Annotated in this window: 19 protein-coding genes; 13 read left to right on the top strand and 6 right to left on the bottom strand. The window is 68.2% G+C overall.

Annotated features, from left to right (window positions below):
* Positions 1-5 precede the first annotated feature (5 nt).
* Positions 6-557, top strand: a complete 552-nt coding sequence (locus tag YU1_RS0121070; RefSeq protein WP_035716176.1) for an MOSC domain-containing protein — start codon at positions 6-8, stop codon at positions 555-557.
* Between the two features lie 93 nt (positions 558-650).
* Here YU1_RS0121070 and ssuD read toward each other — a convergent pair whose 3' ends face one another.
* A complete protein-coding gene (gene ssuD / locus YU1_RS0121065) occupies positions 651-1841 on the bottom strand; it encodes an FMNH2-dependent alkanesulfonate monooxygenase (protein ID WP_035716174.1) in 1191 nt (396 codons plus the stop codon).
* 45 nt (positions 1842-1886) lie between these two features.
* On the opposite strand from ssuD, the gene YU1_RS33615 reads away from it, so the two are divergent.
* The 5 genes from YU1_RS33615 to YU1_RS30515 all read left to right on the top strand — a co-directional run bounded on the left by YU1_RS33615 (position 1887) and on the right by YU1_RS30515 (position 5721).
* A complete protein-coding gene (locus YU1_RS33615) occupies positions 1887-2108 on the top strand; it encodes a hypothetical protein (RefSeq protein WP_156922330.1) in 222 nt (73 codons plus the stop codon).
* A gap of 248 nt (positions 2109-2356) precedes the next feature.
* Positions 2357-2929 carry a flavin reductase family protein gene (locus tag YU1_RS30520; RefSeq protein ID WP_051357106.1) on the top strand — a complete coding sequence of 191 codons (573 nt, stop codon included), beginning with the start codon at positions 2357-2359 and terminating at the stop codon, positions 2927-2929.
* 178 nt (positions 2930-3107) lie between these two features.
* The gene (locus YU1_RS0121055) at positions 3108-4055 is read left to right on the top strand and encodes a sulfonate ABC transporter substrate-binding protein (protein ID WP_029005770.1); all 948 of its coding nucleotides are present in this window, start codon (positions 3108-3110) and stop codon (positions 4053-4055) included.
* Entirely contained in the window at positions 4052-4936 is an 885-nt protein-coding gene (locus YU1_RS0121050; protein ID WP_084540014.1) for an ABC transporter permease subunit, read from the top strand. Before YU1_RS0121055 ends, YU1_RS0121050 begins: the two co-directional genes overlap by 4 nt.
* Positions 4933-5721: an ATP-binding cassette domain-containing protein gene (locus tag YU1_RS30515; RefSeq protein WP_084540013.1), complete on the top strand. Its 789-nt coding sequence runs from the start codon at positions 4933-4935 to the stop codon at positions 5719-5721. The genes YU1_RS0121050 and YU1_RS30515 overlap by 4 nt, the downstream gene beginning before the upstream one ends.
* 165 nt (positions 5722-5886) lie before the next feature.
* On the opposite strand, the gene YU1_RS0121040 is transcribed toward YU1_RS30515, so the two are convergent.
* The 4 genes from YU1_RS0121040 to YU1_RS0121025 all read right to left on the bottom strand — a co-directional run bounded on the left by YU1_RS0121040 (position 5887) and on the right by YU1_RS0121025 (position 7863).
* Positions 5887-6201, bottom strand: coding sequence for a hypothetical protein (locus YU1_RS0121040; protein WP_029005768.1), 315 nt, complete (start codon positions 6199-6201; stop codon positions 5887-5889).
* A gap of 3 nt (positions 6202-6204) precedes the next feature.
* Positions 6205-6453, bottom strand: coding sequence for a hypothetical protein (locus tag YU1_RS0121035; RefSeq protein ID WP_029005767.1), 249 nt, complete (start codon positions 6451-6453; stop codon positions 6205-6207).
* Between the two features lie 14 nt (positions 6454-6467).
* The gene (locus tag YU1_RS0121030) at positions 6468-7322 is read right to left on the bottom strand and encodes a sulfurtransferase (protein ID WP_029005766.1); all 855 of its coding nucleotides are present in this window, start codon (positions 7320-7322) and stop codon (positions 6468-6470) included.
* Positions 7323-7404: 82 nt separating this feature from the next.
* Entirely contained in the window at positions 7405-7863 is a 459-nt protein-coding gene (locus YU1_RS0121025) for a hypothetical protein (RefSeq protein ID WP_029005765.1), read from the bottom strand.
* A gap of 305 nt (positions 7864-8168) precedes the next feature.
* Here YU1_RS0121025 and YU1_RS30510 point away from each other — a divergent pair, with 305 nt between their 5' ends.
* Positions 8169-9812 carry a flavin monoamine oxidase family protein gene (locus YU1_RS30510; RefSeq protein ID WP_051357104.1) on the top strand — a complete coding sequence of 548 codons (1644 nt, stop codon included), beginning with the start codon at positions 8169-8171 and terminating at the stop codon, positions 9810-9812.
* Positions 9813-9823: 11 nt separating this feature from the next.
* Positions 9824-10240: a Rieske (2Fe-2S) protein gene (locus YU1_RS0121015; RefSeq protein WP_029005764.1), complete on the top strand. Its 417-nt coding sequence runs from the start codon at positions 9824-9826 to the stop codon at positions 10238-10240.
* 81 nt (positions 10241-10321) lie between these two features.
* Here the strand turns inward: YU1_RS0121015 and YU1_RS0121010 are convergent, their stop codons facing one another.
* Complete coding sequence (locus YU1_RS0121010; protein ID WP_029005763.1) at positions 10322-10930, bottom strand: hypothetical protein; 609 nt, start codon at positions 10928-10930, stop codon at positions 10322-10324.
* Between the two features lie 213 nt (positions 10931-11143).
* Between YU1_RS0121010 and YU1_RS0121005 the strand changes: the two genes are divergently transcribed.
* The 5 genes from YU1_RS0121005 to nifT all read left to right on the top strand — a co-directional run bounded on the left by YU1_RS0121005 (position 11144) and on the right by nifT (position 15136).
* Positions 11144-12859 (top strand): ATP-binding protein, encoded by a 1716-nt coding sequence (locus YU1_RS0121005; protein WP_029005762.1) that lies wholly within the window; start codon positions 11144-11146, stop codon positions 12857-12859.
* A 170-nt stretch (positions 12860-13029) separates the two neighbouring features.
* On the top strand, positions 13030-13350 hold the full coding sequence (locus tag YU1_RS0121000; protein WP_029005761.1) for an iron-sulfur cluster assembly accessory protein: 321 nt from the start codon (positions 13030-13032) through the stop codon (positions 13348-13350).
* A gap of 77 nt (positions 13351-13427) precedes the next feature.
* Positions 13428-13712, top strand: a complete 285-nt coding sequence (locus YU1_RS0120995; protein ID WP_029005760.1) for a NifU family protein — start codon at positions 13428-13430, stop codon at positions 13710-13712.
* Between the two features lie 7 nt (positions 13713-13719).
* Entirely contained in the window at positions 13720-14871 is a 1152-nt protein-coding gene (gene nifS / locus YU1_RS30505) for a cysteine desulfurase NifS (RefSeq protein WP_035716172.1), read from the top strand.
* A 46-nt stretch (positions 14872-14917) separates the two neighbouring features.
* On the top strand, positions 14918-15136 hold the full coding sequence (gene nifT, locus YU1_RS0120985) for a putative nitrogen fixation protein NifT (protein ID WP_029005759.1): 219 nt from the start codon (positions 14918-14920) through the stop codon (positions 15134-15136).

Raw genomic sequence — 15136 nt, 5'->3', positions numbered from 1 at the left:
CGGTCATGCCGGACGAGATGGCGCAGGTTCTTTCGGTCAGCGTCAGCGCGACGCACAGCTTCAGCAAGGCGACCCGGCCGGAGATCCGCCTGCTGGCGGGCCTCGGCGTGGAGGGCGACGCCCATGAGGGCGTGACGGTGAAGCACCGTTCGCGGGTGGCCGCCGACCCCACCCAGCCCAACCTGCGGCAGGTGCATCTGGTGCATGCCGAACTGCTGGACGAGCTGAATGCCAACGGCTTTGCCATCCGGCCCGGCGACATCGGCGAGAACATCCTGACGCGCGGCCTCGACCTGCTGGGCTTGCCGCGCGGCACCCGGCTGCACCTCGGCACCGCCGCCGTGGTGGAGGTAACCGGCCTACGCAACCCCTGCAAGCAGTTGGACAATTTCCAACCCGGCCTGACCCGTGCGGTGCTGGACCGGGACGCCGACGGCGCCCTGATCCGCAAGGCGGGCGTGATGGCCATCGTCCTCGCCGGCGGCCCGGTACGCGTGGGCGACACCATCGCCTGCGAATGGCCCGCCGAACCGCACTTGAAGCTGGAGCCGGTATAGCACTAGCGGCCCGGCCGTGGACGCCCGGCACGGGGCCGGGCATCCACGGGACGGAGCGGACGACGGCGCGCTGATCCTCCGATCAGCGCCCGGTCAGGACGCCGAGACGCGGCGCTCCGTCGGGACGATGGAATTGCCGATCATCTCGCCGAACGGGCCGCGATGCAGAATCTCGCCCTTCGCCGTGCCGGTGGTGGCGGCCAGCGGCAGCAGCGGGAACACGCTCTCCGCGAAGCGATAGGCCTCCTCCAGGTGCGGATAGCCGGACAGCACGAAGGTGTCGATGCCGAGCGACATGTATTCCTTCATGCGCGCGGCCACCGTCTCAGGATCGCCCACCAGCGCCGTGCCGGCACCGCCGCGCACGAGGCCGACCCCCGCCCACAGGTTCGGCGCCACTTCCAGCTTGTCGCGCTGGCCGCCGTGCAACGCGCTCATCCGCCGTTGGCCTTCCGAATCCATGCGGGCGAACACCTTCTGCGCTTCGGCGATGGTGGTTTCGTCGACATGGCGAATGAGGTCGTTCGCCGCCGCCCAGGCCTGCTCGTTGGTGTCGCGCACGATGACGTGCAGGCGGATGCCGAAGGACAGTTCGCGCCCTTCGGCCGCCGCGCGGGCCTTAAGGTCTCGGATCTTGTCCGCCACCGCCGCCGGGGGCTCGCCCCAGGTGAGGTATTTCTGGATCTGCCGCGCCGCCACCTTGTGCGCCGCCGGCGACGAGCCGCCGAAGAACAGCGGCGGGTGCGGCTCCTGCACCGGCGGATAGAGCAACTTGCCGTCCTCCACCTTCAGATGCTTGCCAGTGTAGGTCACATCCTCGCCCTTCAGGAGGCGGGTGTAGATATCGAGGAATTCCTCCGTCACCTCATAGCGCTCGGCGTGGTCGAGGAAGAAGCCGTCGCCGCGATTCTCCACCGGGTCGCCGCCAGTCACCACATTGATGAGCACGCGCCCATTGGAGATGCGGTCCAGCGTCGCCGTCATGCGCGCGGCCACCGCCGGCTCCAGCAGGCCGGGGCGAACAGCGATAAGGTAGCGCAGCCTCTCGGTGGCCGGGGCGAGCGCGGAAGCGACGATCCAACTGTCCTCGCAGGAGCGCCCAGTGGGGATGAGCACGCCGTAATAGCCGAGTTGGTCCGCCGCCTGGGCGATCTGCCTGAGATAGCCCAGCGACACCGAGCGTGCGCCGTGCGAGGTTCCGAGATAGTGCCCGTCGCCGTGGGTCGGCAGGAACCACAGGACGTTGGCCTCTCGGGCCGGCACCAGATCCGTAACGACACTCATGTCAGACTCTCTTCGCAAGGGGCGGCCGCGACGGCGGGCCAGGGCATGGAAGCGGCGGCAGGATCGTCCGGTCACGACACCAAGCCGCGCCCTGCCGACGGCCGGCGAGGAGCATCCGCGCGTGGTGCCGACGAGCAGGAAGCGGAAGGCCGCTTCAATCCACAATTTCTACTATTATTATCGATTAATTTGACAATCCGTCTATCCCTTCTGGCTGCGTCAATCGGCAGCGTCGATGTGGAAACGCGCAACAATCGTTGTTCTTGAAGGCGCGAGCGAGCGCGAAGGCCAACGCGGGGCGCATTCAACAATATTAAAACTGATAGATTTTGTTGACTAAAAGAACCTGACTTGCCTATCATGAGACACCACATAGATTGCATGTGCTTTTAGCGGCGTGTGCAATTGCCATCTGCAGCGACCGCGTGTCCTGCGTGGACGCATGGGATGATGCCCGCCCACTGGGCCGCCCGCGCCACGACGGAACGCCACGGCCGCGATCCGACGAGGCCGTCATGAACGCTCACACTGCCTTCGCCACCACCTCCAGCCTCGCTCCCGCCGCCCCCCTGCGGCCGGCAGAACTCTCTCCAACCGCGCTCGCCTATCGCGGCGCCATGCGCAAGCTGGCGGGGGCGGTGAGCATCCTCACCCTGGGCGAGGGCGAGGCCCGCACCGGGCTGACCGCCACCTCCGTCACCTCGCTGTCGGTGGACCCACCGACGCTCATCATCTGCGTCAACCGCAACGCCTCGGCCCGCGCCCTGCTGCTGGAGGAGCGCCGCTTCGCCATCAACGTGCTGCGCCCGCACCATGAGGCGCTGGCCGACCAGTTCGCCGGCCGCAACGGCGAGAAGGGCCCGGAGCGCTACAAGGGCGCCGACTGGACACGGCTGGAGACCGGCGCGCCGGTGCTGGCGGACGCGCTCGCCGCCTTCGACTGCCATCTGGAAGAGACCATCGAGCGGCATTCCCACATCATCGTGCTGGGCCGCGTGGCGGCGGCGCGCATCACCGAGGACGCTGAGCCGCTGCTCTATTGGGCCGGCGGCTACCGCACACTGAGCGGCCTCGCCGCCCAGCGTTGACCCAGCGCACCATTCGGAAGCTGGGGTAATGGCACCCGCGCGGCGCCCTTTTCACATTCAACGTCTGGATTTGAAATTTAACTTGATAAAATCAATGTGTTAATTTCAATAATCTGACGGGCGCTGCCTTTGCGCCTCCCTCATCGAGGATCACGCCATGCCAGACGCCTCTTCCCGCCTGTCCCTCACCCGCCGCGGCTTCGCGGCCCTGGCCGCCGCCGGCCTCGTGGCCGGGTGGGCGGGCGCGGCCTGCGCGCAGGAAAAGGTGGTGCGCATCGGCTACCAGAAGTACGGCACGCTGATCCTGCTGAAGAACAAGGGCCTGCTAGAGGACAAGCTGAAGCCGCTCGGCTATTCCGTGCGTTGGAGCGAGTTCCCCGCTGGCCCGCAGTTGCTGGAGGCGCTGAATGCCGGCGCCATCGACTTCGGCAATACCGGCGAAGCCCCGCCCATCTTCGCCCAGGCCGCCGGCGCGCCACTGGTCTATGTGGGCTACGAGCCTGCTGCCCCCGAGGGCGAGGCCATCCTGGTGCCGAAGGGCAGCCCGCTGAAGAGCGTCGCCGACCTCAAGGGCAAGACGGTGGCCCTCAACAAGGGCTCCAACGTGCACTACCTGCTGGTGCGGGCGCTGGAGAAGGCCGGTGTCGCCTATGCCGACATCAAGCCCGCCTTCCTCACCCCGGCCGATGCCCGCGCCGCGTTCGAGCGCGGCTCGGTGGACGCCTGGGCCATCTGGGATCCCTTCCAGGCCGCCGCCGAGAAGACCATCGAGGCGCGCCAATTGGCCGACGGCACCGGCATCGTCTCCAACTACCAGTTCTACTTCACCACTCAGAGCTTCGCCGACAGGGCGCCGCAGGTGGTGGACGCAGTGCTGGCCGGCGTGGCCGAGATCGGCGCCTGGGTGAAGGCCAACCCCAAGGCGGCGGCAGCGGAATTCTCGCCGCTCATCGGCATTCCCATCCCGATCCTGGAAGTCGCCCTCGCCCGCCAGCAATATGACGTGAAGCCCATCACCCCGGCGGTGACAGCGCAGCAGCAGGAGGTGGCGGACGCTTTCTTCAAGCTCGGCCTGATCCCCAAGGCAATCCGCATATCCGACGCCGTGCGGGCGCCGAAATCATGAGCGGCAGCGCCTCCGAAGGCGTTGCCCTCGGGGCGGTGCCGGGCATCGCGGCCCAATCCGGCCCCGCGAGGCGCGTCCGCTCCTTGCGCGGGCTGGCCGCTGGCTTCGGGCGCGCCGCCTTGCCCTGGGCCCTGCCGGTAGCGGTGATCCTGCTGTGGCAAGCGGCCGCCAGCCTCGGCTTCCTGTCGTCGCGCGTGCTGCCGGCACCCGGCGACGTGGCATTGGCTTTCTGGCGGACGCTGAACGACGGCTCACTCCTGGCCAACGTCCTGGTCAGCACCCGGCGCGCGCTCATCGGCCTCGCCATCGGCGGTGGCATCGGCTTCGCCCTCGGGATAGCCAACGGCATCTGGCGCCCGGCGGAGACCGCGCTCGATTCCACCTTGCAGATGCTGCGCAACGTGCCGCATCTGGCCATCATCCCGCTGGTGATCCTGTGGTTCGGCATCGGCGAGGAAGCGAAGATCTTCCTGGTCGCCATCGGCGTCGCCTTCCCCATCTACCTCAACACCTTCCACGGCATCCGCACGGTGGACCGGGGCCTCGTCGAGATGGCCCGGGTCTATGGCCTCTCCCCCGCCGCCTTGTTCTGGCGCATCGTGCTGCCCGGCGCGATGCCCTCCATCCTCGTGGGGCTGCGCTACGCGCTCGGCATCATGTGGCTGACGCTGATCGTGGCGGAGACCATCGCCTCCTCCTCGGGCATCGGCTACATGACCATGAACGCGCGGGAATTCCTGCAGACCGACGTCGTAGTGCTGGGCGTGCTGGCCTATGCGCTGCTCGGCAAGGCCGCGGACAGCCTGACCCGCGCCATCGAGCACCGTATGCTCGCCTGGCATCCGGCCTATCAGGGCAGGCGGGCGGGGCTGGCATCATGAGCACCCCGCTCACGGCCTTCGGCGACGGCGCATTGACCAGCCCCCGGCCGCCGCCCCCCGCGGCCGCCGGCGCGCGCTGCGGCGCCCACATCACGCTGGGCGGCGTGGTCAAGGCGTTCGGTGAGCGCCCGGTACTGCGCCGCCTCGACCTTGCCGTTCCGGCCGGCCAGTTCCTCGCCGTGGTCGGCCGCTCCGGCGGCGGCAAGACCACGCTGATGCGGCTCATCGCCGGGCTCGACGGCGCCACCTCGGGCCGGGTCGCCGTGGGCGGGGAAATCGTCACCGGCCTGCAATCGCAGGTGCGCCTGCTGTTCCAGGATGCCCGCCTCGTGCCCTGGCAGCGCGTGCTGGGCAATGTCGGCATCGCGCGCGGGCCGGACTGGCGCCACGCCGCGGCGCGGGCCTTGCGCGACGTCGGCCTCGGCGACCGGGGCCGGGAATGGCCCTTGGTGCTGTCCGGCGGCCAGAAGCAGCGCGTAGCCCTCGCCCGCGCATTGGTCAGCCGGCCGTCGGTGCTGCTGCTGGACGAGCCGTTCGGCGCGCTGGATGCGCTCACCCGCATCGAGATGCACCGGCTGACTGAGCGCATCTGGCAGGAGCATCGCTTCACCACCGTCCTCATCACCCACGACGTGGCCGAGGCGGTGGCTCTGGCCGACCGGGTGGTGGTGCTGCGCCAGGGCGAGATCGCCCTCGACATTCCCATCGACCTGCCCCGCCCCCGGCGGGAAGCCGGCGACCCCGCCGCTGCGGCACTCCAGGCGCGGATCCTGGCCGCGGTTTAGAGAGAATGCATCAAGCGGCACCCTGAACGGAGCGGGCCCTGGAAGGCAACCGAGCATCACCCCGGGATGACTCGCGATGCAATCGCTCCCAGATGTAAAAATGCCGGCCCGACATGATCGCCGGGCCGGCAGTCTGGGGGGAACAAGTCCGGATTGAGCGAACCTCTATTCGATGCCCTGCTCGCGGGCCTTCCACATGGCGGCAATGCGGAAGCGCTCGTTGATGGCGGCGGGGCTCGCCAGCACCTGGGCCTCGGCCACCTTGAAGGCCTCCGCCACCAAGTCAGCTTCCGCCTGCGTCAGCGGCAGGCGGCCGGCCATGTGGGTGGCGTCGGGCACCGCTTCCAGAATGGCGTGCCGGTTCGGGTGCAGCTTCACCTCGATCAGTTCAAAGGCCTCCAGTTGACCGTCAAGGCAAATGGCGAGGCCGATCACTTCCAGCTTCCGGCCATCGAGGGTCGTCTTTATCAGCGCGGGCATGTTTCAAGCCTCCTCGTCCACCGCAAGCCAGCCGTAGCCACCCTGGTCCCAGAGCTGCGCCAGGGCGTGATCGGCCGTGCAGCCGGGAAATTGCTGCTGCACGATCTCAAGGTCGGAGCGGAAGCGGGCGGCTTCGTCTCCATCCAGATAGGCGGCGCGCTGCTCGCCTTTGCAGCGCAGCCGGAACGCGGCACCCTCGGTGAGGAGTTCATAGTCCTCACCGCCGAGTACCAGGTGGGACGCCTCGGCCATGCTGCCCTCCCAGCCTATGCGGCGGCGGCGACAGGGGTGTCGTCGGCGCTTTCCCATTCGGCCCAGGAGCCGTCATAGACCGCGCCCAATGGCCGCCCGAGCACCGCCAGCGCAAGGGCCAGCATGCAGGAGGTGACGCCCGAGGCGCAGGTGACGACGATCGGCCGGTCGAGATCCACGCCCGCAGCGACGAAGCGTGCGGCGAGTGCCGCGGCATCCAGCAGCGCGCCGGTCTCGGGGTGGACGAGATCAGCCCATGGCAGATTGATGGCGTTCGGCATGTGGCCGAGCTTGGAGAAGGCGTAGATGTCCTCCTGCGTGCCGTCGAACTTGCCCGGCCCGCGCGCATCCAGCACCTGCTCGGCACCGGAGGCGAGATTGGCCTTCATCTCGGCCAGCCCGCGCACCAGACCGGCATCGAAGCTGGCGCTGAAGCTGCGCGCCTCGGGCCGCACCGGGGTCATCTCAGCCGGCAGCTTTTCCTTGCTCCACTTGCCGAAGCCCCCGTCCAGCACGGCCACATTGGTGTGACCGAATACACGGAACATCCACCAGGCGCGAGCCGCCGCCGAGCCTCCATAGAGCCGGTCATAGACCACCACGCGGTCACCGCTGCCCACTCCGAGCAGACCCATTTTCGTGGCGAAGTCGGCGGCGCCCGGCAGCATGTGCGGCAAGGGATTGGTCTTGTCCGCCACGTGGTCGATGTCGAAATGCACCGCCCCCGGCAGGTGACGACCGCGATATTGCGTGCGCCCGTCGAGATTGGTGCTCGGATGGTGCCAGGTGCAGTCGAGAATGCGCAGATCCGCGTCCCCGAGATGGGCGGCGAGCCATGCGGTGCTGACCAGGGGAGTCTCAAGGGTCATCGGGGCTGATCTCCTTGTTGAGTGGTCACTCGATAGAATCTGGCATGGTCGGGCGGATGAAGGCCGACGTCGGAATGGTCCATCAGGGCGCCTTCGGCAGCGGGTAGCCGGTGCGCGGATGGGTGTCGAAATAGTCAGGCCGCTCCGGCCAGCCACCCTCGGGCAGGAACTTGAAGCCGGTGATGCGGATCGGCACGCCATGCGCGGCCGAGACTTCCGCCAGCTTAATCTCGCGCGGCCCCGGGCCGGCGGAGAAATCTCCCACCACCGTGCCGTCGGCCGTGGTGGCGCGGGCGAAGCCGAAGGTTCCCGTGCTCACACCCAGGGCCGGATTGGCCACGAACTGGGGCGCCTCGCCCGCATCGGTCGCCTCGCCAAAGGCCGGCGAGGCGAAGGTAAAGGTGGCGAGCACGCCGGAACGCTCCACCTTGTGGTCGGCGGTCATAGGCCGGGCCACGGAATAGAGGGTGAGCGTGCCGCCGGCGAGCGTCGCCTTCAGTTCGTCGAGGGAGGCGGAGGCAAACTCCAGGGCAACATTCATGTGGTATCTCCAACTCAAGTGTTGGGAGACCTGCATCAAGAACCGTGCCATTCGCGCCGGCCCTGCCGATTGCAGCTTCCGCGGGCGCCCCGACAGGCGGCGCGCATGGTCCCGGACAAAACCACGTCGCATTTCGCACATGCGAAAGGGCGGGGGCGCAACACGGCCTCCCGCCGCGCCGCTCCGCCGCCCGCCGCCGACCTGGAACTGCGCACAGAACCAGCGCCTCATCAGCAGTTGCACGAATCTTGCGTGGCTCGCCTGGACGCGAACGGGCAGAGGCTCACGCCATGCTGGAACAAGCGATGCTGGAAACGGCGATCATCGGTGGCGGACTGTGCGGCCTCGCGCTGGCGCGCGGCCTATCCCGCCAGGGGCGGCCCATCGCCGTGTTCGAGGCCCGCACACGGCTCGGCGGACGCATCCTCACGGCCGAAGCGCCGGGGTCGGGCTTAGCGCTCGATCTCGGCCCAGCCTGGTTCTGGCCCGGCAGCCAGCCGCTGATCTCCGGCCTCGTGGCCGAGTTCGGCTTCGACCATCTGCCGCAACATGACGACGGCAGCGTGCTGCACCTGCGCGACCCGGACAAGACGCCGGAGCGGCTCGACGACAAGCCCGTACATGGCGATGCCCGCCGGCTGGCGGACGGCTTCGGCCCGCTGGCCACAGCGCTCTACCGCGCGCTGCCGCCGGGCAGCCTCCGCCTCGGCCATGTGCTGCGTGCCGTGCGCGACACCGGCGACCATGTGGTCCTCACCTTCCAGACCGGCGCGGAGACGCGGGACGTCGCCGCCCGGCAAGTGGTGCTGGCGCTGCCGCCGCGCCTGGTGGAGGAGACCATCGCCTGCACTCCGGCCCTGGACGAGGCGACGCGCGAGGCGCTGCAGGGCACCGCCACCTGGATGGCGTCGCAGGCCAAGGTGGCCATCGCCTATGAGCGCGCCTTCTGGCGCGAGGCCGGCCAGTCCGGCAATGCCTTCGTCACCCACGAACAGGCGGTGATCGGCGAGATCTACGACGCCTGCGACACCGATGGCGGGAAAGCCGCCCTCGGCGGCTTCCTGGCGCTGAGCCCGGAGCTGCGCGACAGCTTCGCCACCGGCCTGCCCATCCTGATGGACAACCAGATGACGCAGCTGTTCGGCGCCGCTCTGGCGGACGGCGTGCAGCACTATCAGGACTGGGCGCGCGAGCCTTTCACCTGCGGCGCCCGCGACCGCGCCGCTCCCGCCGGCGAGCATGTGGACCAGGGCCATCCCTTGCTGCGCCGGCCCTTATGGGAAGGCCGCCTGCATCTCGGTGGCTCCGAGACGGCGGCGCGCGGGGCGGGCTATCTGGAAGGCGCGCTGGAGGCGGCGCGGCGCATCGAGCGGGCGCTGCTGCGCCCCGGCGCCGATGTCCCCCTCGCTGCCGTCCCACCGGCCGACGCCGCCGACGCCAATGCAGCGAGTCTTGCGCGCCTCGCCGCCTGGGTGGCCGCCCAGAGCGACCCCGCGCTCGATGCCTACCGCCGCCACCTCACCGCCGACCTCTCCGTGCAACAGCGCGACCAGCTAACCCAGCGGGCAGTGCTGGCGGCGGTGGAAGGGGTGTTCGACCAGGCACTGGCGCTGCTGGACAGCCTGCCGTTCGACATGGCGCGCGTCGGCGTGGAGCGCGGCCGCTCGGCGCTGACGCCGGAGGTGCAGAAGCCGTTCGGCCCCTTCCTCCAGGCCATCATGGACGACGTGGCGGCGTTCAACCGCACCTCCTGCGCGCTGTCCAACTTCCCGGACGAGCACAAGCCCTCCAAGGACTACATGCAGGCCATGCTGCGCGACGTGGCCGCCGCCTGGCAGGAATTCTCGCTCGGCGCCAACCGCCTGTTGCTGGCCAAGGGTGTACCGTCCAGCACCGCTCCGCTTCCCTTCCCACGGCCGGCGCCCCCGGCCGCGCCCGTCTCGCCGTGAATGAGGACCCCATGGCCACCGATCTCGTCTATGCCATCTGCCGCATGAGTGACATTCCCAGCCAGCGCGCGCAGGGCTTCCAGCTCATGCGCGTGGGGGACGACGGCAAGGAGCGTGCCTGGCCCATCATCGTGGTGCGGTGGGGGCGGCAGGTGTTCGGCTATGAGAACAAGTGCCCGCACGACGGCGTGAACCTGGACTGGGAACGCAACCAGTTCCTCGATCCCAACGGCATGCGGCTGATGTGCGGCAAGCATGGCGCGCTGTTCGAGCTGGGCACCGGCATGTGCGTGGACGGGCCGTGCAAGGGCCACTGGCTCAACCCCGTTCCGCTGGCGGTGCTGGACGAGGACATCTGCGTCGTCGGCGTCCAGCTGGCGGAAGACGCGGAGGAGGATGGGCCAGACGCCTGCGAGGAGGCAGGCTGAGGCACGAGCGAAGGGTCGGAAGCGCGGTGCGCGTCCCCCGCTCCGGCGAGCCGAAACGAGGGACGACGGAGGCCGCCCGCCTCAGACCGGGCGGTTCGCGTTGCGGTTCTTCACCGGTTCCATGCGGGCGAGGCCCTCTTCCACCGTAATGACGGGATAGGTCTCGCTGAAGCCCTTCGCCCGGTCCAGCACGTAGTCGAGCTTGCCGGCGGTATCGAGCTTCTTGATGTCGTTCTTGTCGATGGAGAGCAGGTCCGTCATCTCCTTCCACACCGTGGATTCGTCGCACGGCAGGACGAAGAAGGTGATGCCGCTCACCTCCACGCGGTATTTCGCCAGGAGGTCGATGTTGTTGCAGAAGAGGAAATAGGTACCCGTGGGGCTCAGCAGGCCGGACAGCACTTCCGCCGCCACCGGCAGATAGGCGAAGGAGTGGATGTAGCCCACCAGGATCTCGATGGTCGGCGCGCCGGCCTGCACCAGGGTGAGCACCTGCTCGACTGAGAAATCCGGCGGACGCTTCTCATCGGCCACCTGCTGCTGGAACTTCAGCGCGATATCGCCGCGAAAGCCGAAGCGCCCCGCCACCTTGGTCGGCCCCTTGAGCACCGCATTGAGCAACCGCCCTTCGCTGTCCAGCCGGGCGAGGGCCGTGTCCTCGATGGTCACCGTCTTCTCAAGCGTCGTCATGGCAGCATCCTCGATCTCAGGCCCGGAAAAATGCGGCGGAAACGCCGGCTGGACCCCCTCATGCAAATCGGGGGCCGGTTCTCCTCACCTCCAGACGCGACGAATGGCGCGATGGTTGCATCGGCGGTTTCACCGGCCATCCCCCAGTCGGCCGCCCCATTCGGTCACCCCATTCGGCCCTCCACCACCGATGCCGCGAGGCTTCGCCCGCCCATGAAGATCCAGATCGCACGGCCGCACCTCGAGGCCATGGTGACGCGCTTTCCCGGGCTCTCTCCGCTGAAGGAGCAACTGCGTTTCGGCGACACCGTGGAGGTGGCCTTCGCCCAGCTTTCAACGCCCGAACTGGACTTCCTGCGGGATCTCTACCGCACAGCCGGCCCGGACCTACACACCCGCTCGGCCCAGATCGCGACGCTGCAACGCGCGTTCAGCGACAAAAGTGTCCGGTTTACGTCGGACGCGTTGGAAGCCGTCCTGCCCGCCATGGCCCGCTATCTCGCCGAGGGCGCGATCCATGGCTGGATGTTCACCGCCAGCATCACCAGCCGCCCCCTGCCCTATGTGGTCACCCGCCTCGACTTCACCCCGCCTTCCAACGAGGAGACCGGGCGGCTGTTCGTGGAGCTGAAGGCCAATGCCAAGGGCGCCATCACCAGCCAGACGCTGCGCATCTCGGCCGCCGACATCGCCGGCAAGACGGTGGCGGAGATCTTCGCCGGTAAGGGCTTCGTCAAGGAGACGCCGGAGCTGGTGGCCGCCCATGAGGAGACCGAGGCGCGCTATTTCGACTGGCGCGGGCGCTACGGCGCGCAGTTCACCGGCAGCGGCACCGGCTTTTATACCGAGGATCCCAATTCCTCGCACCGCGACACCGACTGGTCGCGCAAGGACGTAGTGGTGCTCTCCGCCAGCGGAGGGCCGGCGCGGCTGGTGAATGACGAGAGCATCCTGACCTCGCGGGCGCTCACCCTCGACGTGCCAGGCGACATCCTCGGCGCCTACCTGCGCAAGGCGGCGAAGAGCAATCTTTATGACGCCGAGGACGAGGTGGAACGCTCCAAGGCGGACATGCCCGCCGGCCTGTTCAGCCGCATTCCGGTACATCCCTACATCCTGATGTTCCATCTCGACCTGCACCACTACCTGTGGGTGCATGCGGACGACATGGCGCCCTATGCCTACCAGCCGGACCTGAAGAACAAGCTGGTGCTGCCGGAGGAACAGACCGACCTCATCGACATCCTCACCGCCGAGATGGACGTGCTGATGGACGACATCGTGGCCGGCAAGTCGGGGGGCACCACCGTCCTGTGCGCCGGCCCGCCGGGGGTTGGCAAGACACTGACCGCCGAGGTCTATGCGGAGATCATCCAGCGCCCGCTCTACCGCGTGCATTCCGGACAATTGGGGCTGAACGCGGCGGCCATGGAGGCGGCGCTGAAGGAGACGCTGACCCGCGCCCAGCGCTGGGGCGCGGTGATGTTGATCGACGAGGCCGACGTCTATATCAAGCGGCGCGAGGATGACATGACCATGAATGCGGTGGTCGGCGTCTTCCTGCGCGTGCTGGAATATTTCAACGGCCTGCTGTTCCTCACCACCAACCGCATCGACGACATCGACGAGGCCATCGTCTCGCGCTGCATCGCGCTGATCAAGTTCCACGCCCCCGATGCCCTGGCCCGGCGCAAGATCTGGGGCGTCATGTCGGCGCAGTTCGCCCTGGACGCCGACGGTGCGCTGCTGGACGCCCTGGTGGATGTCTTTCCCGCCGCATCGGGCCGCGACATCAAGGGGCTGGCCAAGCTGGTATCGAAATATTGCCGGCACAAGCAGGTGCCGGCGAGCCTCGCGGTGTTCGAGCGCTGCGCCGTCTTCCGCGGCCTCGACCTCGCCGCCCCGCCCGTCCGCCACGCGGCGGAGTGAACCCGGCGGGCGGGCGCGAGTGACGCAAACCGCCCCTGTCGGAAACGCGACAAGCGTCGCGTTCGGGACAGGATTCGATCCAATTCTTTAGTCTTTCCAATTCATTGCCCCGTGGCATGGGACTTGCTGATTAAGCCTCAGGCCAGCTCTCATTCAGCAAGGGGCATCCCATGATCAATCTGACCGACAGCGCGTTGAACGCCGTGCGCACCGCGATCAGCTCCGCGCCGGCACCGGTGGGCGGTTTGCGCATCCAGGTCGAGGCCGGAGGCTGCGCCGGCTACAAATACCAGATGGGCTTGGTGCCCGATGCCGAGGCCGACGACACGGTGATCGAGCGCGACGGCGTGAAGGTGTTCGTGGACAACAAGAGCCACGAATATCTTGCCGGCACGACCATCGACTTCGTGGTGGCGCTGGAAGGCTCCGGCTTCACCTTCGAAAATCCCAACGCCACCAACAGCTGTTCCTGCGGCAAATCCTTCGGCTGACGCCCCGGCGATCCGGCCCGCAGCGGCGCCGCCTCCAGGCGGCGCCGCCCCGCCCCACCCACGGAGATCCCAAGGTCATGCTGATCGAAACCGAGACCACCGAAGCCCCGCCCGCTGCCATCTCCGAGCGCGAGCGGACCATCCGTGCCGTGATCGACGAGATCCGTCCCAATCTGCAACGCGACGGTGGCGATTGCGAACTGCTCGGCATCGAGGGCAACAAGGTGATGGTGCGCCTCACCGGGGCATGCATCTTCTGCAAGCTCGCCAGCATGACGCTTGAGGGCATCCAGTCCAAGGTGGTGGAGCGCCTCGGCGAGCTGGTGCGCATCGTCCCCGTGGCCGGCCCGGCCAAGCACTGAGCCCGCCGTGCCGATCTATCTCGACAACAATGCGACCACGCGGGTGGACCCCGCCGTGGTCGCGGCGATGTTGCCGTATTTCACGGAACAGTTCGGCAATGCCTCCTCCTCCCACGCCTTTGGCGCCACCGTCGCCGGGGGCGTGAAGGCGGCCCGCAAGAGCCTCCAGGCATTGCTGGGCACAGCCTTCGACCACGAGATCGTGTTCACCTCCGGCGGCACGGAGGCGGACAATACCGCCTTGCTTTCGGCGCTCGCCACCCAGGAGGGGCGGACCGAGATCGTCACCACGGCGGTGGAACATCCCGCCGTTCTGTCGCTGGCGGACCATCTGGAAGCCACGCGCGGCATCATTGTCCACCGCATCGGCGTGGACGGCCGGGGTCGGCTGGACCTGGACGCCTATGCCCGGGCGCTCGGGCCGCGCACCGCGCTCGCCAGCGTCATGTGGGCCAATAACGAGACCGGCACCCTGTTCCCGGTGGCGGAACTGGCGGCGATGGCCCATGCCGCCGGCGCGCTGTTCCATACCGACGCAGTACAGGCGGTGGGCAAGGTGCCCATCGACCTGAAGTTCACCGAGATCGACATCCTGTCGCTATCCGGGCACAAGCTGCACGGGCCGAAGGGCATCGGCGCGCTCTATGTGCGCAAGGGCACGCCGTTCCGGCCGCTGATCTGGGGCGGCCCGCAGGAGCGCCGCCGCCGGGGCGGCACCGAGAACGTGCCAGGCATCATCGGGCTCGGTGCCGCGGCAGCCCTGGCGCTGGAAAAGCTGCCGGAGGAACTGACCCGCGTGCGCGCCCTGCGCGACCGGCTTGAGGAGGGCATCCGCCAGCAGGCCGCGCCCTGCCTGGTGCTGGGCGACGGCGACAACCGCCTGCCCAACACCGCCAACATCGCCTTCGAGCACCTGGAGGGCGAGGCGATGCTGCACAATCTCAACAAGGCCGGCATCGCCGCCTCGCTCGGCTCGGCCTGCGCGTCCGGCTCCATGGAGCCGTCGCACGTGCTGCGGGCCATGCAGGTGCCGGCGAGCGCCCTGCGCGGGGCGATCCGCTTCTCCTTCTCGCGCGACAATACGGTCGATGACGTTGACCGGGTTCTGCAGGTGCTGCCGGAGATCACGGCGAAGCTGCGGGCCACCGTTCCGGCCTGAGCCGGCGCGCCACCCCACCCTGTCCCATCGCCACGGAGCCAACCGAATGAAGATCATGATCCGCCGCTCACCGGAGACCGGTCTCTCCATCTATGTCCCCAAGAAGGACCTGGAGGAGCCCATCGTCGAGACCGAGCACGAAACCCTCTGGGGCGGCTGGATCAAGATCGCCAACGGCTGGGTGCTGGAGCTGCCGGAGATGGCCGCCGACACCACTCTGCCCATCACCATCAACGCCCGCAAGCGCGGCGACGACGAAGGCTGA

Origin of the sequence: Azorhizobium doebereinerae UFLA1-100, from assembly GCF_000473085.1 — a bacterium.
GTDB classification, from domain to species: domain Bacteria; phylum Pseudomonadota; class Alphaproteobacteria; order Rhizobiales; family Xanthobacteraceae; genus Azorhizobium; species Azorhizobium doebereinerae.
The sequence above is the reverse complement of the archived record's forward strand: the minus strand, read 5'-3'. Positions and strand labels throughout refer to the sequence as shown.

Bases quoted from the DNA above. Each gene is read 5' to 3' on its own strand.
- YU1_RS0121070 (WP_035716176.1), top strand. From the start codon at position 6: ATGCCGGACGAGATGGCGCAGGTTCTTTCGGTCAGCGTCAGCGCGACG.
- ssuD (WP_035716174.1), bottom strand. From the start codon at position 1,841: ATGAGTGTCGTTACGGATCTGGTGCCGGCCCGAGAGGCCAACGTCCTG.
- YU1_RS33615 (WP_156922330.1), top strand. From the start codon at position 1,887: ATGGAAGCGGCGGCAGGATCGTCCGGTCACGACACCAAGCCGCGCCCT.
- YU1_RS30520 (WP_051357106.1), top strand. From the start codon at position 2,357: ATGAACGCTCACACTGCCTTCGCCACCACCTCCAGCCTCGCTCCCGCC.
- YU1_RS0121050 (WP_084540014.1), top strand. From the start codon at position 4,052: ATGAGCGGCAGCGCCTCCGAAGGCGTTGCCCTCGGGGCGGTGCCGGGC.
- YU1_RS30515 (WP_084540013.1), top strand. From the start codon at position 4,933: ATGAGCACCCCGCTCACGGCCTTCGGCGACGGCGCATTGACCAGCCCC.
- YU1_RS0121040 (WP_029005768.1), bottom strand. From the start codon at position 6,201: ATGCCCGCGCTGATAAAGACGACCCTCGATGGCCGGAAGCTGGAAGTG.
- YU1_RS0121035 (WP_029005767.1), bottom strand. From the start codon at position 6,453: ATGGCCGAGGCGTCCCACCTGGTACTCGGCGGTGAGGACTATGAACTC.
- YU1_RS0121030 (WP_029005766.1), bottom strand. From the start codon at position 7,322: ATGACCCTTGAGACTCCCCTGGTCAGCACCGCATGGCTCGCCGCCCAT.
- YU1_RS0121025 (WP_029005765.1), bottom strand. From the start codon at position 7,863: ATGAATGTTGCCCTGGAGTTTGCCTCCGCCTCCCTCGACGAACTGAAG.
- YU1_RS30510 (WP_051357104.1), top strand. From the start codon at position 8,169: ATGCTGGAAACGGCGATCATCGGTGGCGGACTGTGCGGCCTCGCGCTG.
- YU1_RS0121015 (WP_029005764.1), top strand. From the start codon at position 9,824: ATGGCCACCGATCTCGTCTATGCCATCTGCCGCATGAGTGACATTCCC.
- YU1_RS0121010 (WP_029005763.1), bottom strand. From the start codon at position 10,930: ATGACGACGCTTGAGAAGACGGTGACCATCGAGGACACGGCCCTCGCC.
- YU1_RS0121005 (WP_029005762.1), top strand. From the start codon at position 11,144: ATGAAGATCCAGATCGCACGGCCGCACCTCGAGGCCATGGTGACGCGC.
- YU1_RS0121000 (WP_029005761.1), top strand. From the start codon at position 13,030: ATGATCAATCTGACCGACAGCGCGTTGAACGCCGTGCGCACCGCGATC.
- YU1_RS0120995 (WP_029005760.1), top strand. From the start codon at position 13,428: ATGCTGATCGAAACCGAGACCACCGAAGCCCCGCCCGCTGCCATCTCC.
- nifT (WP_029005759.1), top strand. From the start codon at position 14,918: ATGAAGATCATGATCCGCCGCTCACCGGAGACCGGTCTCTCCATCTAT.